The sequence below is a fragment of the Mesorhizobium sp. M0983 genome, assembly GCF_040318975.1.
In the GTDB taxonomy this organism is placed as follows: domain Bacteria; phylum Pseudomonadota; class Alphaproteobacteria; order Rhizobiales; family Rhizobiaceae; genus Mesorhizobium.
In genome coordinates this window covers 393,676-419,010 of the sequence record NZ_JAMYNH010000004.1, presented here as the reverse complement: position 1 = coordinate 419,010, position 25,335 = coordinate 393,676, and the positions used below count along the sequence as shown (strand labels likewise).

25 protein-coding genes and 1 pseudogene are annotated in these 25,335 nt (G+C 59.2%); 23 read left to right on the top strand and 3 right to left on the bottom strand.

Annotated elements, in window-relative coordinates; translation table 11 throughout:
* The first annotated feature begins 108 nt into the window (after positions 1-108).
* The gene (locus tag NKH71_RS11275; RefSeq protein WP_352894999.1) at positions 109-450 is read left to right on the top strand and encodes a RidA family protein; all 342 of its coding nucleotides are present in this window, start codon (positions 109-111) and stop codon (positions 448-450) included.
* 40 nt (positions 451-490) lie between these two features.
* Here the strand turns inward: NKH71_RS11275 and NKH71_RS11270 are convergent, their stop codons facing one another.
* Both NKH71_RS11270 and NKH71_RS11265 read right to left on the bottom strand, forming a co-directional pair.
* Positions 491-1,627, bottom strand: a complete 1,137-nt coding sequence (locus NKH71_RS11270; protein ID WP_352894986.1) for an aminotransferase class V-fold PLP-dependent enzyme — start codon at positions 1,625-1,627, stop codon at positions 491-493.
* 4 nt (positions 1,628-1,631) lie between these two features.
* Entirely contained in the window at positions 1,632-2,642 is a 1,011-nt protein-coding gene (locus tag NKH71_RS11265; RefSeq protein ID WP_352894985.1) for an ornithine cyclodeaminase family protein, read from the bottom strand.
* 227 nt (positions 2,643-2,869) lie between these two features.
* Between NKH71_RS11265 and NKH71_RS11260 the strand changes: the two genes are divergently transcribed.
* From NKH71_RS11260 to NKH71_RS11235, 6 genes are all read left to right on the top strand, one after another.
* Positions 2,870-4,027 carry an NAD(P)/FAD-dependent oxidoreductase gene (locus NKH71_RS11260; RefSeq protein ID WP_352894984.1) on the top strand — a complete coding sequence of 386 codons (1,158 nt, stop codon included), beginning with the start codon at positions 2,870-2,872 and terminating at the stop codon, positions 4,025-4,027.
* Positions 4,028-4,203: 176 nt separating this feature from the next.
* Positions 4,204-5,766 carry an ABC transporter substrate-binding protein gene (locus tag NKH71_RS11255; protein WP_352894983.1) on the top strand — a complete coding sequence of 521 codons (1,563 nt, stop codon included), beginning with the start codon at positions 4,204-4,206 and terminating at the stop codon, positions 5,764-5,766.
* A gap of 64 nt (positions 5,767-5,830) precedes the next feature.
* Positions 5,831-6,769: an ABC transporter permease gene (locus NKH71_RS11250; RefSeq protein WP_023686269.1), complete on the top strand. Its 939-nt coding sequence runs from the start codon at positions 5,831-5,833 to the stop codon at positions 6,767-6,769.
* Between the two features lie 2 nt (positions 6,770-6,771).
* Positions 6,772-7,647 carry an ABC transporter permease gene (locus NKH71_RS11245; protein ID WP_352894981.1) on the top strand — a complete coding sequence of 292 codons (876 nt, stop codon included), beginning with the start codon at positions 6,772-6,774 and terminating at the stop codon, positions 7,645-7,647.
* Complete coding sequence (locus NKH71_RS11240; RefSeq protein ID WP_031213837.1) at positions 7,644-8,672, top strand: ABC transporter ATP-binding protein; 1,029 nt, start codon at positions 7,644-7,646, stop codon at positions 8,670-8,672. The genes NKH71_RS11245 and NKH71_RS11240 overlap by 4 nt, the downstream gene beginning before the upstream one ends.
* Entirely contained in the window at positions 8,665-9,645 is a 981-nt protein-coding gene (locus NKH71_RS11235; protein WP_352894980.1) for an ABC transporter ATP-binding protein, read from the top strand. Before NKH71_RS11240 ends, NKH71_RS11235 begins: the two co-directional genes overlap by 8 nt.
* A gap of 579 nt (positions 9,646-10,224) precedes the next feature.
* On the opposite strand, the gene NKH71_RS11230 is transcribed toward NKH71_RS11235, so the two are convergent.
* Complete coding sequence (locus NKH71_RS11230; RefSeq protein WP_352894979.1) at positions 10,225-11,214, bottom strand: LysR family transcriptional regulator; 990 nt, start codon at positions 11,212-11,214, stop codon at positions 10,225-10,227.
* Between the two features lie 221 nt (positions 11,215-11,435).
* Here NKH71_RS11230 and NKH71_RS11225 point away from each other — a divergent pair, with 221 nt between their 5' ends.
* The 16 genes and pseudogenes from NKH71_RS11225 to NKH71_RS11150 all read left to right on the top strand — a co-directional run bounded on the left by NKH71_RS11225 (position 11,436) and on the right by NKH71_RS11150 (position 25,319).
* Complete coding sequence (locus NKH71_RS11225) at positions 11,436-12,278, top strand: transporter substrate-binding domain-containing protein (protein ID WP_352894978.1); 843 nt, start codon at positions 11,436-11,438, stop codon at positions 12,276-12,278.
* Positions 12,279-12,394: 116 nt separating this feature from the next.
* A complete protein-coding gene (locus NKH71_RS11220; protein WP_352894977.1) occupies positions 12,395-13,144 on the top strand; it encodes an amino acid ABC transporter permease in 750 nt (249 codons plus the stop codon).
* 12 nt (positions 13,145-13,156) lie between these two features.
* Complete coding sequence (locus NKH71_RS11215) at positions 13,157-13,345, top strand: hypothetical protein (protein ID WP_352895003.1); 189 nt, start codon at positions 13,157-13,159, stop codon at positions 13,343-13,345.
* Positions 13,294-13,794 carry an ABC transporter permease subunit gene (locus tag NKH71_RS11210; RefSeq protein ID WP_352894997.1) on the top strand — a complete coding sequence of 167 codons (501 nt, stop codon included), beginning with the start codon at positions 13,294-13,296 and terminating at the stop codon, positions 13,792-13,794. Before NKH71_RS11215 ends, NKH71_RS11210 begins: the two co-directional genes overlap by 52 nt.
* A 9-nt stretch (positions 13,795-13,803) precedes the next feature.
* Positions 13,804-14,553, top strand: coding sequence for an amino acid ABC transporter ATP-binding protein (locus NKH71_RS11205; RefSeq protein ID WP_352894976.1), 750 nt, complete (start codon positions 13,804-13,806; stop codon positions 14,551-14,553).
* A 31-nt stretch (positions 14,554-14,584) separates the two neighbouring features.
* Entirely contained in the window at positions 14,585-16,063 is a 1,479-nt protein-coding gene (locus NKH71_RS11200; RefSeq protein WP_352894975.1) for an aspartate ammonia-lyase, read from the top strand.
* A 22-nt stretch (positions 16,064-16,085) separates the two neighbouring features.
* Positions 16,086-17,090: an asparaginase gene (locus NKH71_RS11195; RefSeq protein WP_352894974.1), complete on the top strand. Its 1,005-nt coding sequence runs from the start codon at positions 16,086-16,088 to the stop codon at positions 17,088-17,090.
* Between the two features lie 493 nt (positions 17,091-17,583).
* The gene (locus tag NKH71_RS11190; RefSeq protein ID WP_352894973.1) at positions 17,584-17,724 is read left to right on the top strand and encodes a hypothetical protein; all 141 of its coding nucleotides are present in this window, start codon (positions 17,584-17,586) and stop codon (positions 17,722-17,724) included.
* Between the two features lie 266 nt (positions 17,725-17,990).
* The gene (copC, locus tag NKH71_RS11185) at positions 17,991-18,407 is read left to right on the top strand and encodes a copper homeostasis periplasmic binding protein CopC (RefSeq protein ID WP_352894972.1); all 417 of its coding nucleotides are present in this window, start codon (positions 17,991-17,993) and stop codon (positions 18,405-18,407) included.
* Positions 18,408-18,415: 8 nt separating this feature from the next.
* Positions 18,416-19,291: a copper homeostasis membrane protein CopD gene (gene copD / locus NKH71_RS11180; protein ID WP_352894971.1), complete on the top strand. Its 876-nt coding sequence runs from the start codon at positions 18,416-18,418 to the stop codon at positions 19,289-19,291.
* A 98-nt stretch (positions 19,292-19,389) separates the two neighbouring features.
* On the top strand, positions 19,390-19,767 hold the full coding sequence (locus NKH71_RS11175) for a hypothetical protein (RefSeq protein WP_352894970.1): 378 nt from the start codon (positions 19,390-19,392) through the stop codon (positions 19,765-19,767).
* A 100-nt stretch (positions 19,768-19,867) separates the two neighbouring features.
* Positions 19,868-20,425: a copper chaperone PCu(A)C gene (locus NKH71_RS11170; RefSeq protein ID WP_352894969.1), complete on the top strand. Its 558-nt coding sequence runs from the start codon at positions 19,868-19,870 to the stop codon at positions 20,423-20,425.
* Position 20,426: 1 nt separating this feature from the next.
* Positions 20,427-21,038, top strand: coding sequence for an SCO family protein (locus NKH71_RS11165; RefSeq protein WP_352894967.1), 612 nt, complete (start codon positions 20,427-20,429; stop codon positions 21,036-21,038).
* Between the two features lie 318 nt (positions 21,039-21,356).
* Positions 21,357-22,751, top strand: a complete 1,395-nt coding sequence (locus NKH71_RS11160) for a PepSY-associated TM helix domain-containing protein (protein WP_352894966.1) — start codon at positions 21,357-21,359, stop codon at positions 22,749-22,751.
* A gap of 116 nt (positions 22,752-22,867) precedes the next feature.
* Positions 22,868-23,514 (top strand): annotated as a pseudogene (locus NKH71_RS11155) (NAD/NADP octopine/nopaline dehydrogenase family protein); the annotation flags it as partial.
* Positions 23,515-23,747: 233 nt separating this feature from the next.
* Positions 23,748-25,319 carry an ABC transporter substrate-binding protein gene (locus tag NKH71_RS11150; protein WP_352894964.1) on the top strand — a complete coding sequence of 524 codons (1,572 nt, stop codon included), beginning with the start codon at positions 23,748-23,750 and terminating at the stop codon, positions 25,317-25,319.
* Positions 25,320-25,335 lie beyond the last annotated feature (16 nt).

Below are 25,335 nucleotides of genomic sequence, written 5' to 3'. Positions count from 1 at the left end.
ATGATCCTTCTGATCAGCCTGCCAGCCGTGGCACGCTGATCAGCCCGGCCCCATGCCGGAGAGCGCGGCGACCAAGCCGTCAGCTACACCACTCCCTGGGACAGATCCATCCAAAAGCTTGAGACAAACGAGAAATTGAGCCGTGTGGTTATCCACCAGGGCGTGGCGTATCTCTCCGGCCTCACAGCCGATGACAGAAGTGCCGATACTTTCGGGCAGACCCTACAGGTGCTGCGGAAGGCCGACACCCTTCTTGGCAAGGCCCAATCGGACAAATCGAAAATTCTCTCAGCGCAAATTTGGATGCGCGACATCGACGAGTTTGATGAGATGAACAGGGCGTGGGTCAGGTGGCTCGACGGCACGGTTCCTCCCGCACGCGCTACCGTGGGCGCGACTTTCGCGCTCCCTGACATCCGTGTGGAAATCCAATTCACTGCCGCCGTCTGACCGTCTCAAAACGAAGGGGACAGTCTCGCGCACCCTGCCTTCATGCGATAGCGGCGAAGAGGCGCTTCACATCTTCTTCGTCGTTATAGACGTGAGGAGAGATGCGCAGTTTCGTTCCGCGCACGGTCGCAAAAATCCCCTTGCTCTTGAGTTGGTCGGAAAGTCCATCGGTCGGCCTGTCGCCAAGATCGACGATTGCAATATGCGGGGCTCGAAAGCGCTTATCAGACACGTTTAGGTCGAGCTTCGCAGCTTCGTCCCAGATCAATTGGTTGAGATGATCAAGCCGGGAAAACACGCCTGCGACGCTCCACGCACTCAAGAGGCGAAGAGAGGCGATCGCAACTGGCAATACCGCGAAATCGGAACGTTCGCCCATGTCAAATCGCCGGGCCCCCGACAAGAACTCAGGGACATCTACCGCATAGAAGTCTGACTTATCGCCGCCCAGACGGTTCCACGAATGATGTTCGAGAGGCTTACCCGTCGAATGCCATCGGCGGTCAGCGTAGAGAAATGCGAGGCGATATGGCCCTAGAAGGAACTTGTAGGTGGCGAAAACGAGAAAGTCCGGGCGCACCGTCTTGACGTCGAAAGGCAGCGCTCCGACCCACTGCGTTCCATCGACGACGACACATGCGCCAACCTCCCGCGCGGCGGATGCGACCGCCTCCATGTCAACCGACATTCCCTCGAACCAATGCACCATCGTGCCTGCGACGACAGCGACCGGTACGTTGGACGATCCGATCGCCGAGATGAGCGCAGACGTCCAATCATTGTCGGCGGGTCGTTTTGCGATTGTGATCGATGCCCCGCTTTTCGCCGCCATTTCGTACCAAACATACCGATGCGACGGATGTTCGTTTTCCATGAGGATGATCGTCGAGCCGGGCTCCACAGGCACGTTGGCCGCGGCGACCGCCGTCCCGTAGCTCGTAGCGGCAACGATTGCGATATCGGCGGGATCCGCGTTGATCATCGAGGCGGCCAGTGCCCGCGCATCCTCGACCTCGTCGTAGTATGACCGGATGGACATCTTCCAGGGCGACGCCTTCACGGCTGTCCCGGCTAAGCCAGCCTCCAGCGATATTTTGGGGATTGGAGACATGTATGCGGCGTCGAGATAGGCGATCGACCTCGAGAGATCGAAAAGATCGCGTTGGCAGTCCAGCATATGGTCACACCTCGAAATCAATGAGGGAGCCAAGCGACCTTTCGCGGGCAACCCGGTAAACGAAATTCGCAAGTTCGATATCCTGCGCCGGCACGCCGAGAGAACGGTAAAGAGTAATCTCCGCATCGGTGGTCCGGCCGGGGATGGCGCCTTCCAGCATCGCGCCGATCTCTCCACGGATGTCGTCTCGGCTGGCGACCCCTAGCTTGAGAGCTTCGACCAGTTCTCCAGCCGCGATGAGCGCCATTGGCATGTAGTCGACCCAAATGCTCGATCTGCGCACACATTCCAGGTCGAGTTCGCGGCATTGAGACACGCTTGCGCCGACGGCGTTGATATGAATGCCCGGAGGCAGCCATTCGCCGAACAGTACCGGCTCCTGTGCCGAGGTCGTCGTGCAGACGATGTCGGCTTCTACCAAGGCCTCTCTTGCGGACGCGAAGACCAATGTCTCAAAACCTGCGCTAGCCTGTTCTTCAGCGAAACGCGACGCCTTCTCAGGATTTCGCCCCCAAACGTGAAGCCGCTTGATGGGACGCACCTTCGAGATCGTTTCTATGTGACGTCGCGCCTGGTCACCATATCCAAAGATCGCAAGGATCGAGGAGTTGGCGCGAGACAGTGCTCTGGTAGCGACCGCGCTCGCTGCCGCTGTTCGCCAGGCGGTCAATTCCCCGCCATCGACCAGCGCGACCGGACGGCCATTTTCCTTGTCAAAGAGGATGATAGCTCCTCGATGTGATGGTAGCCCTCGCGAGAAGTTACCGGGAAAGACCGAGAGGACTTTCGCGCCGAACAGGTCACGGTCGGAGAGCGCCGCGTACATTACGGATAGACAAGTTCCTTCCAACCCGGGCAGCGCCAGCGTTCGTCGGACATCCTGGCTCGCAACGCCGTTGGACGTCTTGCGCAGCGCTGCTTGTGCGATCTCAAGCGACAGTTCGATCGAGAGCGCGGATCGAATGGCATTCTTGTCGAGCACCATGAAAGCTGGCGCTTGATGATCGGCACTCATGATGCATGCGTTCCCGAGTAACTTTCGTCCAGCCTAGCACCGGCACTCCCGGACTCATCTGCGAAGTTCATAACTTTCAAGCATAAACCACACGTCGCTGGATCGTTGACGATGACCATCGCTCTCAACAGAATATACCCAGCAGAGATAGCCGTTCAAAGATGACTTCGGCTGCGTGGCTGGATTTTGAAAGAATCGCTTGGATAACTCATTCGGAGCAATAATATATGCGTGTTGTCGTAATAGGATCGGGAGTTATTGGGAGCTCCGTTGCATACGAGCTGGCTAAAGCGGGAGCGAAAGTTTCCGTTTTTGAGAAGGGTAGAATTGCATCGGGTGCTTCCGCGGTAAGTTTTGCTTGGACAAACGCCAACGGAAAAAGACCTCGCGAATACCATGTGCTCAACGTCGCAGGTATGCGAGCCTATATTGACCTCGCCCGTGAGTTCGAGAGCGCGCGCTGGTTCAACCAAACAGGCAGTTTCGAATGGTGGACCACGGAGGCCGCACAGGCAAAGCAGCTGGCGGGAGTAAAGCTTGAGCAGGAATGGGGGTATGGCGTCGACTTTATCTCCCGCGATCGCGTTGCCGCGATGGAGCCTGACCTCGATGTTCAGGCGATAGGTGACGCTCCGATCGTCTATTACCCCGAAGAGGGCTGGATCGATCCCGTCCTTTATGCGGCTTGCCTGTTGCGCAGCGCGTCTGAGCGCTGGGGCGCGCAGGTCTACACCGGCACGCAAATCAAGTCGTTGGAGACGGGGTCTGGACGCGTTTCAGGAGTGCGCACGGCGGCCGGTGAACGATTCGAAGCTGACGTTGTGGTGAATTGCACGGGGGGGGCATCCAAAGAAAGCCTGGGCGATATTCCCGGCATCCCAATGAAGTCGTCAATCGGCGTTCTGGCGTTCACCCAGCCAGTGGCGATGACCTTGAGGCGGCAGTTCCACGCCGACGATCTCGATGTCCGTCCCGACGGCGCAGGCCGCCTGATGCTTCACAAGATCTCAGTCGACGAGCAGCTTTCCGAACCGAAATTGCTTCGGCCTGATGGCATCGAAGCGGCCACCATCCTCAATGCTGCACGTGAGCTGCTTCCAGCGCTGGAGGCAGTCAGCATCGAGGTCGTCAGGACGACGGTTCGTCCGATCCCCGGCGACGGATTGACCTGCGCCGGCCCGATGCCGCAAGTCGATGGATATTATGTCGGCGTGACACATAGCGGTGTCACGATCGCGCCGCAGATGGCTCGGTTGCTGGCCGATGAGATTGTTCACGGGAACATCCGCGAAGAACTCTCCATGTTCAGACCGTCACGCTTCTTCGGTGGAGCTCCTGGCAGCGTCGTACCCAAATACGCGGTTGCCGGCCCCAGCCACGACTGAGCATTCAGGCAAGTCAGGCACCGAGGCTTGGCGCTGCCGTAGGAGATCAACCAGGTCCGGAATTCGAACCGAGCAGAATAAGCGCAGCCTCGGAAAGGGGCGCGACAATCGAAGAGGAAGCGCGAGGTCGAAGGTTTACGCAGAAGACAGGTCATAACCATAACAGGGGAATTTAGATGACACTTCTTTCACGCAGAACTCTATTGCTGGGATCGGTGGCCATGGGCGGCCTCTTGGTCACCGGTGTCGGTGCAAATCAGGCTTGGGCAAAAGAAGGCAAGACGTTGCGGCTGCCGATCGGTCGCGCAGCGGGAAATCTCGATCCGCAGCGTTATGTCGGCATCTTCGCCGTGCAGGACATGATCTTCGAACCGCTCGTGCACTACTCTTCAGGCGGCAAGATCGAACCAGCCCTAGCTGCCTCCTGGGGCAAATCACCCGATGACAAAGTATACACGTTCAAGCTTCGCCCCGACGTGACGTTCACGGATGGCGAGCCTTGGAACGCCGAAGCGGCAAAGTGGAATCTGGACCGCTGGCTTCCGAAGGAAGACTACAACTGGATGCGTATTAGCGCGAATCTCGACAAGATCGAGATCGTCGATCCGATGACAATCGCAATCCATTTCAAGCAACCGACTCCCACGGCTCTCGTAGAGTTTTCCTACGTCAGGCCCGTAAGGTTCCTGAGCCCCAAAGCAGTTGATGGAGAGGGCAAGTACGCATCCGCCGTGGGAACAGGTCCGTGGAAGATCGAGAAGGACGCGCCCGAGGGTACCGACCTCATTCCAAACGAAAAGTACTGGGGCGCAAAGCCTTCGGTTGACAAGGTTTCGCTGATTGTCATGCCGGACGCACGCAGCCGGATGTCGGCGCTACGAGCAGGCGACATCGACGCGATGGGCGGACAGTTCATCGCTCCGGTCAGTCCTCAGGATGCGAAGACCCTTGAGTCTTCCGGCGTGACCGTGGTGACCGACACGGGCACGGATACTATTGTGCTCGGCTTCAACCCGCGCATCGATACTTTCAAGGATGTACGTGTTCGCGAGGCGTTCAACCTGCTCCTCGACCGCGAGGGCATCTGCAAGGCAGTGATGAAGGGTTTTGCCACTGCTACAATGAACCTTTATCCCGAGGTAATCGCTTATTCGGGAACCCGATTTGAAGTTCCGAAGCGTGACCTGGAAAAGGCCAAGAGCCTGCTCGACGAGGCCGGTTGGGTTGGAGAGCCTGTCCGATCCAAGGATGGCAAGCAACTGAACATCGATCTTGTCATATCTGAAGACGCGGTCCCGAGCTCCCGCGCCCTCGGCGAGGTTATACAGGCGTTGCTTTCGGAAGCCGGTATCGGTGTGAAGTTGCGCAACGTTGACCACGCTACGCGTCACGGTGATATTCCGGAGTTCAAGTATGATCTCTCGCTGTTTATAACCAACGGCGCGCCGTATGACCCCTTCAATTCAATTGGTTTGATGGTCCTCTCGACGATCGAACCGGGAACGGATGGAAAGATCTACGAGGACAAGGCGGTTGACCCACTGATCCTCAAGGCACTCTCGGCTCCGGAGCCCGAGCGGGCTGAGGCATTCCAGGCCGTTTTCACCTGGCTGCATGAAAACTGGGCGATGATGCCGCTGTTCCACGCCCAGCGAATCTGGGCGCACAATGATCGCGTCAAGGCTTTTGCCATACCCGCGACAGAATACGAGATGCCGCTGAAAGGCATATCTCTTTAAGTTGTACCTGTGCCTCGGCTTCGCGCCGAGGCACCCGCAGTCTCAGGAAAGCCAAAGGTTCGCCATGCTGAGAATAGCCATGAAGCGCGGTGTTTCCGCCGCCATCCTCATCGCCATCGCCTCTGTGTTCTCTTTCATCTTGATCGCAGCGTTTCCCGGAAACGTGGCCGCGCTCATAGCTGAGTTGAGAGGCGGCTTTGTGTCGCACAAGGTCGTTGAGCAGGTGGCGATCGAATACGGCCTGAACGATCCACTGCCATTGCGATATGTGCACTGGCTCGGCGATGTGTTGCAGGGCGATTTCGGAAGGTCGCTGCGAACCGGTCAGCCGGTCTCAGAAGCCATAATGGAACGCCTTGAGCCCACTCTGGTTCTTATTGCTGGCGGCGGCATTGTCATGCTGATCGTTGGTGTCGGGCTCAGCTTCATGGGTGCCATGTGGCCTAACGGAACGACAGACCGGATGATCCGCGCCTTCGCCGTTTTGAACGTGTCGATCCCAAAATTTTTCCTAGCCTCAATGCTCATTTATGCGTTCGGCGTGACGTGGAACGTGTTTCCCACTTTCGGCTTCAGGGGACTTTCCAGTTGGATTTTGCCGAGCATCGCCATTGGGGTTGTTCCAGGTGCGCTCCTCAGCCGCGTCGCACGGGTCGCGCTGGAGGAAACTATGAGCAAGCCTTATGTCATTACCGCGATCAGCAAAGGCTTCAGCAGACGAAGAATTCTGTTTCGCGACGCCTTGCCGAATATCGTCCCGGTCGTTTTGACAGCGTTTGGAATGGCGCTGGCCCAGATGGTGCCCAACGCGTTCATCATCGAACCGATTTTTTCGTGGCAAGGTCTTGGCGCCTATTTTGTTGAGGCAGCTCGCTTCCGGGATCTCCCAGTACTGCAGGCGTGCCTGCTGATCTTCTCCGTGCTGTTCATTGTGGTGAATCTCGTCGTCGACCTGATCGTCATTGTCGTCGATCCGCTTCAACGTCGGGCTGCGAGGGCCTGATCATGAGTTCGATAAAATCATTCTTTCGCAGCGTCGGCTGGCCGATCTCGCTGATGATCGGGTTCTTTGTCTTCATCGCGATCTTCGGCTCACTGGTCAGCCCTTATGACCCGAATACGCAAAACCTCCTTGCTCCAACTGAATCGTTTTCAGGAGTCTATTGGCTGGGCACCGACAACCTCGGGCGCGACGTGCTCAGCCGACTTATTGCGGGTGCCCAGACCACGCTCGTGGGTGTGACCATTGTCCTGTTTCTTGCCGGCATATTTGGAATGTTGGTTGGGACCATATCCGGCTATTTCGGTGGCTGGATCGACGAAATCCTCATGCGTATGGTCGACTTCGGCCTCAGTGTGCCTAGTCTTGTGGTGGCGCTGGCGATCGTTGGTGTATTCGGCCCTAGCTATTGGAATATGATCATTGCGCTGGCGATCGCCTGGACGCCAATCTATGCCCGGCTGACGCGAGGTGTGGTGGCGGCGGCAGTAAACCAGCCGCATATCGAAAGCCTTCGCGTTTTGGGCGCCAGTCGACTCAGGATCATATTCAAACATCTGGTGCCGGTCGCATTGGGATCCGTGCTGATCTACGCGAGCGCGGACGTCGGTATTTTGGCCCTCGCGATCGCTAACTTGAGCTTTCTGGGGCTCGGTGTGCAGCCGCCGCAAGCGGAGTGGGGACAGATGCTGGTTTCGAGCCTGCCCTATCTTGAAGAAGCACCGCGCCTGGTGATCCTTCCGGGGCTCGCGCTTACCATCATGGTCGTAGGTTTCAACCTGTTCGGCGAGAAGATCGCGCTGTCCAAGAACCCGCGCCGGATGACCAAGCGGAGCTTGGCCGCCCGCAAGAAATTGTTTATGAAGGAGATCGTGACATGAGCACTGGGAGTTCCCCAACACCTGCATTGCTCGAAGTCTCCAATTTGTCGGTGACGCTCCATACGGCGAGAACCAGCGTCAAGCCGGTCGATGGCGTGAGCTACCGTGTGGACGAAGGCGAGGTCCTGGCGATTGTTGGCGAAAGCGGCAGCGGCAAGACCATCCTCAACATGGCGCCGCTATCTCTGCTTCCGACTGGACTCGACGCCGAAATAGAGGGGACGGTGAAATTCAACGGCCTCGACATCCTGCGAGCGCCTGAGCAACAAATGCGCAAACTGCGTGGAGGCGAGATCGGCGTCATATTTCAGGATCCGTTGAGTTCTCTCAACCCGGTCCGACGCATTGGAAGGCAGATCGCCGAGGTCTCGGAATTGCACCTTGGCATGACTGCGGCGCAGGCGGACAAACGAGCCGCCGAACTGCTGGCGTTGGTCGGGCTACCCGATCCACTCAGCCGACTACAGCAGTATCCGCACGAGCTTTCCGGGGGTATGCGCCAGCGCGTTGGCATAGCGATGAGCATTGCCGGCGAGCCCAAGCTCCTCATAGCGGACGAGCCCACTACCGCGCTCGATGTCACGGTGCAGGCTCAGATCGTGGAGCTGCTGAAAGACCTACAGAGACGCCTGCAGATGGCCATCGTAATCATCACTCACGATTTTGGTGTCGTCTCCGGCATGGCGACCAAGGTGGCGGTGATGTACGCTGGCCGGCTGTCCGAACTGGGTCCGGTGGACGACGTGCTGATGACGCCGGTCCACCCCTACACCAAAGGTCTGCTCGGTTCAGTTCCATCGTTAAATGCAGACATTGGTTCGAAATTTATTGGTCTTCCTGGCCAGCCGCCAGATCTGTCTCGGTTGATACGCGGTTGTGCGTTCACGCCACGCTGCGCTTCGGCGCTGCAAAGCTGTAGCGCCACTCAACCGCACTTGCTTTCCGTACCAGGAGAGTCGTCGACGCACGTCGCCGCATGCCCGGTCATCATCAACAAGCTTGCGCGAGTGATGGAAGATGCCTGAGAACCTCATTGAGATCGTCGATCTCAAAACACACTTTCGCGACCGCCACACAGGGGCTGAGATTAAGGCCTGTGATGGCGTGAGCCTGAAGATTGGCGCAGGCGAGATTGTGGGATTGGTCGGGGAGTCGGGATGCGGAAAATCGACACTGGGTCGGACAATCGTCGGTCTGGAGAGCGCCAAATCCGGAGAGATCCGGTTCAAGGGCGAAAATTTCCTGGCTATGAGCGGCAAGCATCTGTTCGAACGAAGGCGCAAGATCCAGTACATCTTTCAGGATCCGCTTTCCTCGCTGAGTTCCCGGCAGACGATTGGTCAGGCGATCGATGAAGCACTGATCATCAATGGGGAGAATAACCGCTCCGCGCGCGTGGCGCGTGTAAAGGAACTGTTGAATGAAGTGGGCTTGCCCGACCAGATCATGGAACGCTATCCGCGGGAAATGTCGGGTGGTCAACGTCAACGGGTCTGTATCGCGCGATCGCTGGCAGCCGACCCCACCGTCCTGATCTGTGACGAGCCCGTCAGTTCGCTCGACGTTTCGATCAGAGCGCAGATCATGAACCTGTTTCTGAAATTGCGAGATGACTTCGGAATGTCATGCCTGCTCATCGCACATGATCTCGCCATCGTCCGCCAAGCCGCGCAGCGGGTCTATGTAATGTATCTCGGACGCATCATGGAGGAAGGTGAGAGCGGCGCGCTCTATAGCCAGCCCGCGCATCCCTATACTCAGGCGCTGCTCAGCGCGGTCCCCTCGACTAGCCCAGTTGAGGAACGCGAGCGCCAGCGGATCATCTTGAAGGGAGATGTTCCAAGTCCGGTTAACCCGCCGACCGGGTGCCGCTTCCGAACGCGGTGCCCTGCGGTTCAGCCCGTTTGTGAAACGATACCTCCAGTCAATAGCCTGTCAGAATCACATCTAGCTCTTTGCCACTTTGCTGGTCGCATCGAGGCGGGTGTCTTGCAGTAGTCCGACATGACACAAGCAGCCCGGTGAAGGAGTCCAGGTGAAGCTAAGCGTGGCAGCGGGGGCGGAGCAGCCAAGGTCAACTATGACCTGCACGGCGACGGCCCGAACGTCTCCTACGAGAAGGGGCGAGGGGGCGTGAGCCACGAGGATGGAGCCGCCTTGGCGGAAACCATGGCTGGTTCTGGCGCAATCGTACAGACGCGCCGGTGATATTGACGCTGAAGGCGAACGGCGCTTACACCTCATTGACCGCCGCGGCGTCCAGTTTGCCTGGGGTTCTTGGAAGCCTTTCGAACTTTCTGCCTTGCGCCTCCAGCCGAATTGCGCGCGCTTATGAAGGAAATTAAGGGGTCTGGATCCGTAGTGTTGCGACTTTGATCGAAGCCCTTATCTGGGGTTCGAGTCGGAAGCGCGCTACCGCCTTTCCTCCCATTAGGAAACCCTGCGATATTTTCTGCGGTGTTGGGCACGATTCGATCTGTCTCGGCGCTGCAAAACCGGTGGGGAAAAGTCTGCCCCATCTCGGTCATACTACCAACGCCAATGCCCGCATTCGCTGCAACGCGCCAACGGACCTGTTCAGCCATTGCTATCGGGTCCCAACATCATCCATTCCACTCTGGATTCAAGCCAAGGGGCGAGTTTGAAGAAGCGTGGCAGGGCCTTCGCTCTGATGATATTGCGGGCGAGTTCGGCAACGCGCGGCCCGAGCGTCAAAAACTCATCGCGGCGCGTGACGAAAGTCAGCTGGCGCGAAAATCCCGGTCCTGGCAGCGGCATCACCTCGACGCCGTCGACAAAGGCAGCGCCCTGAAGCAGGCAGAGCGGGGTGGTGATGGCAACGCCGACGCCGGTCGCCACCATGGCAACTAGCGAGTCGGAGGTATCGAATTCGAGCATGCGCGGTGGCTCTAGGCCAAGCCGGCGCAACTGCCGCTCGACATGGGTACCGCTATGCGATCGCGCGCTGTGGCGTATGAGGCTATGGCGGGAAAGGATCTCGCGCAGGTCCAAGTCCCGGCAATCAGCGCCGAGAGTTTTGGGCACCAGCAGCACATAGGGGTCGCGAAACAGGGGGTAGCGCACGATCTCGTCGAGGCCTTCCATCGGGTCCGAGGTGACGGCTGCGTCAATGGCATGACGCATCAGTGCCTCGGTATGAGAATAGGCGAGGCCCGACCATGCCGTCAGCCGCAGGGCCAGCGCGCCATCCACCAGTTCCTTGACCAGATAGGCGCCGATCGTGCCGGCAAAGGAATCGACCAGCCCGAGCCGCAGGTCCAGGCGCTCAGGCATCGCTGCCGCCGAGCGCACCGCGTCAACTGCTCGGCCCACCCGCTGAACAACTTCCCGGACCTGGACAGCCAGCACGCTTCCGGCATGGGTCGGAACCATCGGCCGACGCTCGCGGTGCAGAAGCCTGGTGCCAATCTCTTTTTCCAGACGGTGCACGGCTTGCGACACTGCGGATTGGGTCAGGCCGAGGCGTGATCCGGCCACGCTCATGCTGCCGCTTTCAATCGCCACGGCGGCTATTTCCAGCATCCTGAGGTCGATGCCGCCCTTCATCGGAAGCCTCTGTCATTAACTGACATTATGATCTTCATTAGTATGGGTACTTATGCCGAAAAGCAATTGCGGCCGGCGGCCCTTGGCGTCATTTATGTCTGCCAAGGCCCGACAACAGCAAGAACAGGCCTTCGAGAACAACAGACAAAAGAGAAAACCGCCCGCGAAGCCGTCGCTTCGCGGAAGCGGAGGTATTGGAACACTCACGGATGGAGATGACGATGAAAGCTTTGAAGATCTTCGCCTTCGGGTTGGCTGTCGGGCTCGGCGTGGCCGTAGCGCACGCCGAGACGCTCGATTGCGGTGACGATACTTTGTGCAAGATCGAGGCGACGGAGGTGCTGAAGGTCGGCACCAAGGACGATTACAGACCGTGGTCCTACCGGGCGGTCGACGGCAGCTTCGCGGGTATGGAGGTCGACCTCGCCAAGGCGCTCGGCGAATTGTTGGGGGCCGAGGTCGAGATTGTGAAGGTCAACTCGGCCAACCGGTTCGAATTTCTTGCCCAGGGGCAGATCGACCTCATGATCGCCTCGGCGACCGATACGGCCGAACGTCGGCAGGTCGTCGGCTTCGTCCACCCGAACTACTACTCGTCGGGCTACAACATCCTTCTTCCGAAGAAGGTTAAGGCGACCAACTGGGACGAAATGTCGGGCCAGACCATCTGCGCTACCCAAGGTGCCTGGTACAACAAAACGGCGCAGGAGAAGTTTAAGATCGAGCTGCTGGCATTTGCCGGCAATGCCGAGGTCGATAGCGCCTTGCAGCAGGGCCGCTGCATCGGCGTGCTCTCCGATGACAATCTGATCAACGTGCAGCTAGCCGATCCGAAATGGGCGGACTATCACATGCCGCTGGCCACCCAGGACGACGCGCCTTGGGGCATTGCCGTGCGCAAGACCGATCTCGACAAGCCGTGGGGCGTGCTGGTCGCCGGCGCCATCGCCAACTGGCACCGTTCGGGGAAGATTCTCGAACTGGAAAAGGCCAACGGCATCGCCGAATCCGCCTACCTCAGAAAAATGCACGAGGCGCTCAAAGACCATTTGAACACGAATTGAGCCGAAGCGTCTTCGGGCCGGGGATGACGTGCGGACCCACGTCATCCCGGCAGTGATGCATCTGATCGCGCCGGCTCCCTTGAACGGGGCCGGCCACCTCTTCACGGGAGCGGGCGATGCTTGAACTGTTCCGTCAATTCGCACTCGACCTCAAGGCGTCGGGCATCAACCTGACGATCCTTTACGACGCCTTCGATTTCGAGCGCTTCGTGTCGGGGCTCGTCACCACCTGCGCGCTGGTCATTGTGTGCACGTTCTTCAGCGTCCTGATCGGTGGCGTCGGTGCGGCGGTCCTCGGTCTGTCCAGAGGCCCGGCTGCAATGCTGGTGAACGCGTACGTGGCGCTCATCCGCAACACACCGCTCCTGGTGCAGATGTATTTCTTCTATTTCGCCGTCGGCAGTCTGATGCCGGCCGGACAGAACGCCATTGGCCTGCCGGTGCCGATGATTGGAAACTTCACCTGGGCGGTGACCACGCTTTCGCTCTACGCAGGCGCCTTCAACATCGAGACCTTCCGCTCCGGTGTCGGCGCCGTACACGGCTCCTATGAGGAGGCGGCATTGGCGCTTGGCTATTCGCGTTTCAAAGCGTTTCGCCATGTCGTGGCGCCGCTTGGCCTGCGCTTTTCCTTCGCCTCGCTTGCCAACAATCTGGTTGATCTCACCAAGGCGACGACGGTCGCTTACGCGATCGGCGTCGCGGAACTGCTCTACGTGTCTAACCAGATCTGGTCGGACTCCCTCAACACCTTCGAGATGATGAACGTCATGCTGGTCGTCTATCTGCTCTTGACCGGGATCGTGGTGTGGATCATCGGCCGCGTGCAGACGGCGATGCGCCTGCCCGGCTTCGGCGCGAACTGAGGAGCGCGCACCATGTCTGACACCTCCGCCTTCGCCGATGTTTTCCGCTGGCTGCCCTTTGTGCTGTGGGGCTTCGGGCTCAATGTGCTGATGAGCGTTCTAGCCATCGTGCTCGGCACGGCCGCAGGTGTGTTCGCCTCGCCACCCAGCTGTTCCGCAACGCTCCCTGGCTGGTGCTGCTGTTCTATTGCATCTTCCTGATGCCATATTCGATCACGATTTCCGGTGTTGCCTACAACGTGCCGAGTTGGCTGCGCGCAACGCTCGGTTTCAGCGTGCCGGTCGCGGCGAATTTTTCGGAAATCGTGCGCGGCGCCATCGGCTCCATCCCGAAGGGGCAATGGGAGGCGGCCGAAGCGCTTGGCTATTCCAGGTCGGTGACGCTCTTCCGCATCATCCTGCCGCAGTGCATCACACGTATGCTGCCGCCATGGATGAACCTTTATGCGCTGCTGATCACGGCAACGCCGCTCGCTTCGATCGTCGGCGTCGAGGAAGCGTTGGCGCGCACGCAGGCAGCCGTGCAGTCGGAGGCGCAGGCGAGTTTCCTAATCCCGATGTACGTCACTTTGCTCGTGATGTTCTTTCTCTACACCTATCCGATTTCCTGCATCAGCAACGCGATCGAGCGGCGCTTCCGAACCGTCTGAGGAGTTCCCATGCGAACCGCGATTGAAGGTCATGACCTGGTCACGCTGAAGGGTGTGCGCAAGGCGTTCGGAAGTTTCGAGGTGCTGCGCGGCGTCGACCTCACCGTTGCCAAGGGCGAGGTGGTGGCGATCATCGGGCCGTCGGGCTCCGGCAAGTCGACGATCCTGCGCACGATCAACGGCCTGACGCTGGTGGATCACGGCACGATCACGGTCGGTGACATCACCGTCACCGACTCCAAGGTCGACAAGGTGGCACTAAGGCATCGCGTCGGCATGGTGTTCCAGCAGTATAATTTGTTTCCGCACAAGACCGTGCTGGAGAACGTTGCCATGGCGCCGATCCAGGTGCTTGGGGAACCGCGCAGGCAGGTCGAGGAACGGGCAAAGGATCTGCTCGCCGGAATGCGTCTGCCGGAAAAGGCGTTCTCCTATCCGGGCGAACTTTCCGGCGGCCAACAGCAGCGCGTGGCGATCGCACGCGCTTTGTGCATGCAGCCCGACGTGATCCTGTTTGACGAGGTGACGGCAGCACTCGATCCCGAAATGGTCAAGGAAGTGCTGAGCGCCGTCAGGAAGGTCGCCGAGGACGGCATGACCTGCATCCTGGTGACCCATGAGATGCGGTTTGCCCGCGAGGCCGCCAACCGCATCTTTTTCACCGACAAGGGCGTGATCGTCGAACAGGGCGAACCGAAGGCATTCTTCGCCCATCCTCAGGACCCGCGGACCAAGGGATTCCTGGACAAGGTTCTCTGATCCGGCCGCCATCCAAACCAAGGACTTCGACATGAATGAGACTATGCCAGGCTTAACGGGTAGCGATGGCGATCGCATTGAGACGGACGCCCTGGGCAGCCGGCGCATCGACAACGCTCACTACTATGGCATCCAGACAGTCCGCGCGCAGGAGAATTTCTCCATCTCAGGCAAGACGATCGCTGATATTCCCGGTTTTACCCAGAGTGTCATTCGCATTAAGCAGGCTGCGGCGCTCGCCAATCTGGCAGCCGGCGGACTGGCGAGGGACATCGCCGAAGCGATCGTCGGCGCCGGCGCATATTGCCTGGAAAACTTCGAACCTTCGCAATTCTGCGTCGACATCTACCACGGTGGCGGCGGTACCGCCGCCAACATGAATGTCAACGAGGTCCTGGCGAACCGGGCCAACGAAGCGTTAACCGGGCGCAAGGGTTACGACCGCGTCCATCCCAACACCGATGTGAACATGGCGCAATCAACCAACGACGTCATCCCGTCGGCGATGAAACTGGCCGTGCATGGGTTGCTGGCGCAGCTTGAGGGCACCGTGTCGATCCTGGTGGAGGCGCTGGCCGCCAAGGAGGTCGAGTTCGCCGACGTGATCAAACTCTCGCGCACTTGCTTCCAGGATGCACTGCCGATCACGCTTGGCCAGCAGTTGTCGGGTTACAGGCATGGTTTCCAGCGCATCTTTCGCGAGTTGGAAAGCGCCAGGGAAAAGTGTCTGCGCTTGCCTCTAGGTGCGACTGCGGTCGGCACGGAATTCGGCGCGCTCGCCGGCTACAAGAAGGCGGTCTATGCGGAGCTTAGCCACGTCACGGGGCTTGCGCTGGAACCCGACGAGAACTTCTTCGACGGACTGCAGAATGCCGATCAGTGGATATCGATGTCCGGCGTGCTGAAGACGCTGGCGCTATCGATGGCCAAGATGTGCGCAGACTTGCGCTTGATGTCATCAGGCCCGCGCGCCGGCTTTTCCGAAATCACGCTGCCGGCTGTGCAGCCGGGTTCGTCGATCATGCCCGGCAAGGTCAACCCGGTCATTCCGGAAATGGCCATTCAGGTCTATTTCCGCATTCTCGGCAACGACGCCACCGTCACCCGCGCCTGCGAGGGTGAACTCGATCTCAATGTCTGGGAATCGATCATTCTGAATGCCGTGACCGAGTCGATCGTGTTGCTCGACCGGGCGATACCATTGCTCGTTTCGAAATGCATCGCGGGCATCGACGCCAATGAGGCGACGTGCCGCGCGGCGGCGGAAGGTTCGCTTGCGCTTTCCACCGCGATCGCGGCTGTCTTCGACTATCCGAAAGCCGGATCGGTGGCCCGCTTCGCCGCCGAGCAGGGACTGCCCGTCAAGGATGCTGCGGTTCAAATGGCACTATTGTCCCGGGGAGAGGCCGAAGAGCTTTTTGAGGTCTCGCTTTTCGCCGATCCTTTGCGCTATCAAACCGTGATCCAGAAATATCGCCGTCTTGCACAGCAGGGCGCGCTCGGCGGCTGATCCCACGGAAGAACGATAGCCCATGGCAAGATCAATACCCGACGTGGCTTTCATCGGAGCCGGCGGCACGATCGCGTCGATCGGCAAGGATGCGTTTGATGTCCTGGATTATGGAAACAACGACAACAGACTTCACGCCGAGGACATCGTCGCGCAGCTGCCGCCGTTGGGTGGTCTGGCTCGAGTAACGCCGGTTCGTTTTAAGAACATCGAAAGCACTGCGATCACCGCTGAAGACTGGCGGGATCTGGCGCTGCTCTGCACCAGGCTCGCCGAAGAAAACCTGGAGCTCGCGGGCATCGTCATCGGCCATGGCACCGCAACGCTGGACGAAACCGCCTACTGCCTGTCGCTGACGCTGAAGCTGACAATTCCGGTGGTTGTCGTGGGGTCGCAGCGCCCGCTCAACGGTCTGTCATCGGACGCCCAGGCAAACCTGGTCAACGCTATCAGGGTTGCGGTGGCTCCCGCGTCGAGTGGCCGAGGCGTGCTGGTCGTCCTCAACGACGAAGTCCATGCCGCGCGGGAGGTCACGAAGCGATCGACTTTCCGCCTGCATGCCTTTCACAGCCCGGACTTTGGCATATTGGGCCAGGTCGATGGCGACGTCGTGGTCTACTATCGCAAGCCCGAGAGGCTCCACACGACAGGCAGTGAATTCTCCGTCGCCGACATCGAGAACATGCCGCGCGTCGACATCGCCTACAGCTACGCCGGCTCGGACGGAACTGCGATAAATGCCTTCGCAGACGCGGGTGCGAAAGGCATCGTGCTCGCCGGTTTCGCGCCGGGAATGGGCACGCCAGCCGAGGTCGCCGCGCTTGAAGACACCATCTCTCGAGGTGTCGTAGCGCTGCAATCATCTCGTGCCGGAAGCGGCCGCGCCCTGGACAGCGCTCGGCACCGCGCCATTGGTATCATGACGGCGGACAATCTGACGCCGCAGAAGGCGCGCATCCTGCTCGGCCTCGCGCTGGCGCGGACAACAGAGCGTGGTGAAATTCAGCGAATATTCGCGACATATTGAATCATCATCGAGGCAACAACTTGTGAATTCAAGGCTACTTCTGAGTGGGGTGCTCCGTTGATCTCATTGGGCAATTCAGTCCAGAGGCGCTACCATCGAAAGGACGATTTAGCATACGCTTCAACGAGTTAGTCAGATTTTGTAGCGGAAGAGTGCTGCCGCCTTTCCTCACGCTCGATCTGGCCGCTTTTCGTCCTTCCTTGCGGCGGGTAGCTGAGGCAAAAAATCCGAACATAGGTCTGGTGCTTGCCAAGCCATCTTAACCAAGCGGTACCGAAATGCAGCGCTGGCATGCCTCGGATCGAGATAGCCACCCTGCGCTGCTTATCATCCAAGTTGCCGCCGTCAGAATCGGCCCACGCGTACACGCCTTGCCTAATCTGAGTGTTTTCCGAGTTGGCAAGTCACTTCCGCCTCGCCCGTGCTGACGGACTTCAGTTGCGCCGGTTTATGCCTATTGCTTCGATGGGAGAGCCTCGTCGAGGGTGGTCGCATGTGGTTCGTTCATACCTGCGAGCTGCCCTTCATCTTCGGCACGACAGCGTTTGCGCGCACCGGCAATCCTGACAACGTCACCATCCCGGATGGTCGCGTTACGATCCAGTCCATAGATGCACAATACACTGAATACTAATGCCCGGCTCGCAAACGATCTAGGCGGGGCGGCTAACGCTGCCCTGGATCAACTGCCGGACTTTGGCTACGGCCACTCGATCCCGGCTGTGATTTCGGATTGACAGTCGCTCTCTCTGCAGCTGCCGGAAGGCCGTAGGCGATCTGCTGGCGCATCAAGGCTGGCAACATCGAACATTTCACCAGGAGGGAGGCCGCTCACCGAGTCGTGAGTATTGTCCGCGCACGATCCTGTGATAGCTCGTGTCAGGCTCGGTGCGGACGGCAATGGTCACCGGCTTCATAACGATGGAGTTTCTTATGGCTCGCTCAAATTTCTTTGCTTCGTCGCTTTTCCTGGCCTGTTCGCTCGCTGCGACAGGTTTCGCAGGCGCGGCTTCCGCACACGCGAAGCTCGTCTCGGAAACACCGGCGGCTGACTCCCACGCGATGCCAGCACCGACCGAACTCAGGCTCAAATTCTCGGAAGGAATCGAGCTGAAATTCACCGGCGTCAAGGTGGTGGGAGCGAAGAAGGATGCCGTCGCCACTGGGCCGGCCACGCTTGACCCGAAAGACAACACCACGCTCGTCGTGCCGTTCAAGTCGGCGCTTCCCGATGGCAAGTACACGGTCGACTGGCACGCTCTGTCGCGCGACGGTCACAAGATCAAGGGCGCCTACAGCTTCGAATCGATGCAGTAGGGCTACGCGTGGACGACGCGCTCGTCCTTTGCAGGGCACTGCATTATGGCTCCGCGCTGATCCTGTTCGGGATTGGTGTGTTTCAAGGTTGGCTGGTTACGCTGCCCCTCGCCAACGCGCTTGAGGCAGTGCTTCGACGCATCGTCCAGCTTGCGGCCGCTCTTGCCTTTCTGAGCGCTGTTGCCTGGCTTCTTCTTGCCGTGGGCGAGATGGGAGACGGGTGGAGCGATGTCTGGAATCCGGCGACCTGGTATTCGGTTCTTGCAGATACGGAATTCGGCCACGTCTGGCTGTTACATCTCCTGCTGGGCGCCGTTCTGGCCGGATTGGCCCTGGCCCGGCTTGGTGGCTACTGGCGGCTCATGTCGATGGTGAGCGCTTTCTATCTCGGCAGCCTGGGCTTTGTCGGCCACGCCGTCATGCTCGAGGGAGCAGAAGGGTCTGTCAGCCGCGCAAGCCATGTCGTTCATCTTCTGGCCGGCGGCTTCTGGCTGGGCGCGCTGGTTCCACTGCTGCTATGCCTTGGCAAGCTCGGCGATAACGAACTGCGGTCGGATGTTTCCGATGCGCTCCAGGGATTTTCGGGATTAGGCCATGTCGCGGTGGCGGCGGTGATCGCGTCGGGCCTGATCAATGTGAAACTGGTGCTCGGCCAGTGGCCGACCGACACGTCATCTCCTTACCAGGTGCTGCTGCTTTGTAAGCTGGCTTTGGTTGCCGCAATGATTGCGTTTGCAATCGTCAACCGATACGTGCTTGTCCCCAGGACGAGAAATGGCGAAGGAGCGCTGCACGGCCTTCGCCTCTGCACGCTGGCCGAACTGGTACTGGGCTTTTGCGTGGTCGTTCTCGTCAGTCTGTTCGGAACCTTGCCGCCGCAATAACAGCTGATGCCACGCCAGATTGCCGCATGATCGCCAAGGTGGTTTCCTCGAACGACGGCCACTGCTATCAATCCTGAATCGTCTGCCGGGGGATGCTCGTGAGATCACGACGCGCGGGATGGAATCTGAGGGCGGCGCTTGTCGCAGCCCTTATGCTCGTCCTGCAAACCGTCGTAGGCGCTTACGCGATCGGCGTCGGACCGGGCGAGCTCGATACCTTCGGCAATCCGCTATGCCTCAGCAGCGTCGGCCAGTCTGATCCAGGCAAGACCGGCGACCACGGCAGCCTGCCCAATTGCTGCACGCTCGGATGCCCGATGGTTGCGCAGGCCCTCGGCTCGCCGCCAGAGGCCGCATCGCTTCCGGCAGACCTGCCGCTCGATGCCGGTATTGTTCCGGTTGTCTCTCCTCGCCTCAATCTTTCGCCGGACGACCACCAGCCCGGCAATCCGCGCGCGCCTCCACAAACCGTCTGATCGCTATCCGGCTGCGCGCCAGGACGCCTGACCGGAACTGTCTGCCATCAGAACATTCGCGGCCTTGATCGGCGCGAATCCATCATTCGTGGAGTTTCCAATGACATTCTCTACCCGCACCTTCGTGCGCTCACTTGGCATTACCCATTCAAAATCGAAGTTCCGCAGCGTGGAAGAACGTGCAGGCTTGCTCGTCTTTGCCTTTGCCTTGCTTTTCGCCATGACCCATCCGCTCTGGGCGCATGAATTCAACGTCGGCGATATCGAGATCGAACATCCATGGTCGCGCGCCACGCCGGAAGGCGCTGCGGTGGCGGCCGGCTACCTCGGACTGAGCAACGAAGGCTCCGCACCCGACCGGCTGATTTCCGCGACCGCCGAGATCGCCGGCAAGACCGAAATTCACGAGATGGCGGTCGATGCCGCCGGCGTCATGACCATGCATCCGGTTCAGGGCGGGATCGAAATTCCGGCCGGCGGCGAGGTATCGCTGAAGCCGGGTTCCTTCCACATCATGTTCATGGAGTTGAAGCACCAGATCAAGCAGGGCGAAAGCTTCACCGGCACATTGACCTTTGAGAAGGCCGGCACCGTGACCGTCAACTATTCGGTCGACGCCGTTGGCGGCGAGGCCGAAGCCCATGACCATGGAGGCTGACATGGCTGGCCGTTCCAGAACAATCATCCTGGCCCTGACGGCGATCGTCCTGCTCGTCGTAGCCGGCGGTCTCTACGCATGGTCACCCGAAAAGCCGCCGGCGGTTCTCGCCGGCGCGGTGACGATCGGCGGTCCGTTCAAGCTGACCACGCAGGACGGAAAGCCGCTTTCGGATGCCGACCTCAAGGGAAAACCCTTCGCGGTCTTTTTCGGCTTCACGCATTGTCCCGAAGTGTGCCCGACCACGCTCTGGGAAATGACTGAGGCCCTGAAAACGCTAGGCCCGGATGCGGATAGACTGAAAGTGCTGTTCATCTCGGTCGATCCGACGAGGGATACGCCCGAATTCCTTGCCCGCTACCTTCAGTCTTTCGACAAGCGCATCGTCGGCCTGACCGGCACCGAGGCCGAGATCGATGCTGTCGGCAAGTCCTACCGTGCCTATTGGGAGAAGATCCCGCTCGACGGCGGCGACTACACGATGAACCACACCGCTTCGATCTTCCTGATGGACGCGAAAGGCCAGTTCGCTGGCACGATTTCCTATGGCGAGGCCATGGATATGCGTCTGGGGAAGCTGCGCAAGCTGATCGCCGGCGGAGCCGTGTCGTGAGGTCCGATCCGTCAGCAAACCATCCGCTCGCCGAGATCGCGGCGACGTTCCTGACCGGAGCCCTTGCCGGGGACTGTTCCTGGCCGGGATCTCGATCCTTGCTCCGGACAGTGCGGCGATGTTCGACCTGCACGGCGACGGCCTCGACGCCAAGGACGCCTGGGCGGTGATGTGGCTGTTTGGCCATGTCGCCATCCTCGCCCACTTCGTCCTACCCGGCATCGTGCGCGACTGAGGCCGGCCCGGCCTCGGTTTTTCACAATTCAAAACGCGTCATTCGCGTCGCGAGCGACGCCGTGTCCAATCTGGAGAGAACCCATGACTTCAATTTCCATGCCATCGCAGGATGGCCTGTCAAGCACCCGGCTCTACCGGGCCATCTGGCGCTGGCATTTCTATGCTGGCTTGATCGTCATTCCGTTCCTGATGGTCCTGGCGACGACCGGCCTCATCATGGTCTACGGCAATTCCATCGAAACGTTCCTGGGCCAGAAGCATTATGTTACGCCCGGCGGCGAACGCGCCAGCTTGGCTGCGCAGGCGCTTGCCGCTCAAAATGCGGTTCCGGGCAGCAAGGTGAAGATGCTGGTCAGCCCTGTCGACCCTGATCGGGCAAGCGTCTTCGTCGTCGATGCCAATAACCAGAACGTGGTGGTGTCGGTCGATCCGCACGGCCCGGCCGTCGTCGACACGATCGTCAAGGACCAGACATGGTTCTACTGGGCCGACCACATCCACGGCACCTTGCTGCTCGGCGACTTCGGCGACCGGTTGCAGGAGATCGCTGCCGGGTTGGGCATCGTGCTTGTGCTGAGCGGCCTCTATCTGTGGTGGCCGCGCAACGGCCGTTCACTGTCCCGCGTGCTGTTTCCGAACGTCAGAGCGGGCGGGCGCGCATTCTGGAAGGAACTCCACGTCTCGCTCGGATTCTACATCTCGGTGGTGCTGCTGTTCTTCTTCATCTCCGGCTTGTCATGGACAGGCATCTGGGGCACCAAGATCGTCCAGGCCTGGAGCGCTTTCCCGGCGGCGAAGTGGGACAATGTTCCGCTTTCCGATAAAACCCATGCAAGCATGAACCACGGTGCGCTCAAGGAAGTGCCCTGGGCACTGGAGCAGACGCCGCTTCCCGTCTCGGGTTCCAACGCCGGCGTCACCGGTTTGCCAATGGGAACGCCCGTCAATCTCGACACAGTCGCTGCTTTCGCAAGGTCGATCGGGTTCAACGACCAGTTCCGCATCAACGTCCCGGCTGCCGAGGACGGCGTCTACACGATCTCCGCCGATTCCATGGATGGCGACACGCACAGCCCGACAGGCGACCGGACCGTGCACATCGACCGGTATACGGGCAAGATCTTGGCCGACGTCCGCTTCGCCGACTACGGGCTTGCAGGAAAGGCGATGGCCGTCGGCATCGCTCTCCACCAGGCGAATCTCGGCCTGTGGAACACCGCGCTCAACACCCTGTTCTGCCTGGCTGTGATATTCATGGGCATGTCGGGGATCATCATGTGGTGGAAGCGGCGGCCTGCGGGCACGCTGGGCGCCCCGCTTTACCCGAAGAATTATCAGGTGCCGGTGACGATCATGGTCATCGCCATCTGCGTCTGCATCGTGTTTCCGCTCACTGGGCTCAGCATCATCGCCTTTTCGGTCATCGACTTCCTGCTGCCCAAGCGGTTCAAGGAAGTCGGCTTCCATGCAGCTTAGGTCTGAACAGGTCAATCATCGCGATACGGTCATTCCGGTTGCAATCCACGGCTCAAACAGTTCAGCGCCCTGGGCGGGCGCTGACCTTGCTTTGTTCAGCCTCGACCGGCCATCTGGGTTTCAAATTGGTCATGACCTTGTTCGGCGATCGTTTCGTCAAGCGCGACGGTCTGCTTGCGATCGCGCTCAGCAACCTCAATCCGCAGAACCATCTGGGAATTGCCCTTCTCAATCTCACACGCATGGAGAAGGCCGAGCAGTGGAGCCAGGGGGGAAACGTCACTCCTGCCGTTGGCCGTTTTATCGAGGCTCTGGATGCCGAACGGTTGGCCATAGCTGCCCATTTCGATATCGCGGTTCGTACCGTCCAGGAACATTTTTCATTGTCGTTCCACGTCCCCATGAGCACTGTTTCGAAAATGAACCAAGAGATGGATCGCCAAGGCCGTGGCGGCTTTGGCCCGACAACTATCGAAAGCCGCTATATCCAAGAGGATGTCCCATTCGGACTACTACCGACCGCAATTCTGTGGAAGATGGGCGGGAACCCAGCGGTCCCTCATGAGTCTGGAGTTGCGATATTCTCGGCAGCGCATGGTCGCGATCTCAACGCGACAATGATAGCAACCCGCCCTTCTACCTGCGCGAACAGGGAAGACCGCCGGGCTGCGGACGGCAATTACCCCCGCAGGGGTTTTGCCCATGTTACCCCGAATGCATGCCACCCAAAGGTATAACTATCGAGAATAGTTTAGCCTCATAAAAATATTAGACGGCATGAACTGCGCCATGCCAACTTCGTTCATGCAGCTGGCGTGAATCCAGCCATGCCGAAAGGACAGAGGTTCTGCGTGCAATTCGACAGCGTCTGCGGAACTGTTTTCGACAAGCGCTCTTTCGGCGACTTCTCAAGAAACCCGACAAAAGCAAAGTCGGATCCGCAGGCCAGTTCGATCGGGTCACACAAATGGGGAAAAGGGCGATAGGAGAAGCTCAATGAAAGTTACACGTCGCAACATTCTAAAATCTTTTGCGGCTGCGCCGGTCCTGTTAGGATTGGACGGCACGATCATATCCGCGATGGCTGCCGATCCGATCGGCACATTGCGCATCGCGGTGGCCAAGGCATCCGCCAATCTGGACGCGCGTGACTACGTCGCTCAGTTCCAACTGCAAGATCTCATTTACGAGCCATTGATTAGATATGGGGAAGGAGGTGCTCCGGTACCCTGCCTCGCAGAATCCTGGAGCCTTTCCGACAACGACACTCGATTGACGCTGAATTTGCGGAAGAATGTAAGCTTTACCGACGGGCATCCCTTCGACGCGGATTCGGCTATCTGGAACCTGAAACTCTGGATGGGTGTTGCGGACAATTCCTGGATCAACGCCTCCAAGTATTTCTCGGGTGTCCAGAAGATCGACCAGCACACGATCGAGATCAAGTTTACGCAACCCGTACCGGGCCTCACGTATGAACTGAGCTATATTCGGCCCGTACGTTTCCTGTCCCCCATTTCCGTCAAGGAGGACGGAACCCTCAAGGCACCGGTTGGAACTGGGCCGTGGATCGTTAAAAAAAACTCGACGTCCGGCAGCTCTTTCATTCGCAACGACAAGTATTGGGGTGATAAGCCATCTTTTTCCGGGATCGAGATCACCGTTATGCCGGATTCTCGTTCCCGTGTTGATGCCATGCGTTCTGATGAACTGGACATTGTCGGCGGCGGAGCGGCCGCGCTGACATCGCAGGAGGCGGACACGTTGCGGCGGGCGGGAATCAACGTCATCACCGCGCAGGGCTCGATGACGATGGTGCTTTCCTTCAATACCCAACGGAACGCCGCCCTTGCGGAAAAGGCCGTACGACAGGCGATTGATGTTGGCTACGACCGCACTGCCGTATCGGCTGTGCTCTTCAATGGCGACGCCGCTCCGGCTGGTGATCTTCTCGGACCAACCGTGCCATTGTCGGGCACGAGGCATGACGCACCCGTCCGCAACGTCGAGAAAGCGAAGCAACTGCTCGAGAACGCCGGTTGGACCGGTGCGCCATACCGCTCGAAGAGTGGCAAGACCTTGTCCGTGGAGCTTCTGGTTTCAGACGATTTTATCGCCGGCTCCAAGGTGTTTGGCGAAGTTCTTCAGCAGCAGCTTGGTGAAATAGGCATAGAGGTCACGGTGCATTCCGTCGACCACGCCTCCCGTCATTCCGAGATTCCTAAGCGCGAATATGACATCGCAATCTTTCAGACCTATGGCGCTCCCTATGATCCATTCGGCTCGGTGACGCTTCTGTTCCTATCCACGATAGAAAGCGGGTCCGACGGCAAGGTCGCGCTCGATCCAAGTCTGGATCCACTCATCGCAGCTGCCACTGAAGCGATGGGAGATGAAGCGCAGTTGGCTGCACTGCAGGTCTTCTACGACAAGCTTCGTGAAGAAGTCCTATATTCACCGGTTCTCTACCCGCCGACATATTGGGCAGCTTCGAGTCGCGTCGACGGTTTCAAGGTCCCTCCCACCGATACAGAGTTCCCCTATCGAGGTATCGTGTTGAAGTCGTAGTTCCGGGAAGGTGTCT

Coding starts and splice junctions, on each gene's coding strand:
- NKH71_RS11245 (WP_352894981.1), top strand. CDS start 6,772: ATGAGTTCGATAAAATCATTCTTTCGCAGCGTCGGCTGGCCGATCTCG.
- NKH71_RS11240 (WP_031213837.1), top strand. CDS start 7,644: ATGAGCACTGGGAGTTCCCCAACACCTGCATTGCTCGAAGTCTCCAAT.
- NKH71_RS11200 (WP_352894975.1), top strand. CDS start 14,585: ATGAATGAGACTATGCCAGGCTTAACGGGTAGCGATGGCGATCGCATT.
- copC (WP_352894972.1), top strand. CDS start 17,991: ATGGTCACCGGCTTCATAACGATGGAGTTTCTTATGGCTCGCTCAAAT.
- NKH71_RS11190 (WP_352894973.1), top strand. CDS start 17,584: ATGTGGTTCGTTCATACCTGCGAGCTGCCCTTCATCTTCGGCACGACA.
- NKH71_RS11220 (WP_352894977.1), top strand. CDS start 12,395: ATGCTTGAACTGTTCCGTCAATTCGCACTCGACCTCAAGGCGTCGGGC.
- NKH71_RS11270 (WP_352894986.1), bottom strand. CDS start 1,627: ATGCTGGACTGCCAACGCGATCTTTTCGATCTCTCGAGGTCGATCGCC.
- NKH71_RS11165 (WP_352894967.1), top strand. CDS start 20,427: ATGGCTGGCCGTTCCAGAACAATCATCCTGGCCCTGACGGCGATCGTC.
- NKH71_RS11215 (WP_352895003.1), top strand. CDS start 13,157: ATGTCTGACACCTCCGCCTTCGCCGATGTTTTCCGCTGGCTGCCCTTT.
- NKH71_RS11230 (WP_352894979.1), bottom strand. CDS start 11,214: ATGAAGGGCGGCATCGACCTCAGGATGCTGGAAATAGCCGCCGTGGCG.
- NKH71_RS11205 (WP_352894976.1), top strand. CDS start 13,804: ATGCGAACCGCGATTGAAGGTCATGACCTGGTCACGCTGAAGGGTGTG.
- NKH71_RS11255 (WP_352894983.1), top strand. CDS start 4,204: ATGACACTTCTTTCACGCAGAACTCTATTGCTGGGATCGGTGGCCATG.
- NKH71_RS11225 (WP_352894978.1), top strand. CDS start 11,436: ATGAAAGCTTTGAAGATCTTCGCCTTCGGGTTGGCTGTCGGGCTCGGC.
- NKH71_RS11235 (WP_352894980.1), top strand. CDS start 8,665: ATGCCTGAGAACCTCATTGAGATCGTCGATCTCAAAACACACTTTCGC.
- NKH71_RS11260 (WP_352894984.1), top strand. CDS start 2,870: ATGCGTGTTGTCGTAATAGGATCGGGAGTTATTGGGAGCTCCGTTGCA.
- NKH71_RS11265 (WP_352894985.1), bottom strand. CDS start 2,642: ATGAGTGCCGATCATCAAGCGCCAGCTTTCATGGTGCTCGACAAGAAT.
- NKH71_RS11250 (WP_023686269.1), top strand. CDS start 5,831: ATGCTGAGAATAGCCATGAAGCGCGGTGTTTCCGCCGCCATCCTCATC.
- NKH71_RS11195 (WP_352894974.1), top strand. CDS start 16,086: ATGGCAAGATCAATACCCGACGTGGCTTTCATCGGAGCCGGCGGCACG.
- NKH71_RS11170 (WP_352894969.1), top strand. CDS start 19,868: ATGACATTCTCTACCCGCACCTTCGTGCGCTCACTTGGCATTACCCAT.
- NKH71_RS11150 (WP_352894964.1), top strand. CDS start 23,748: ATGAAAGTTACACGTCGCAACATTCTAAAATCTTTTGCGGCTGCGCCG.
- NKH71_RS11160 (WP_352894966.1), top strand. CDS start 21,357: ATGACTTCAATTTCCATGCCATCGCAGGATGGCCTGTCAAGCACCCGG.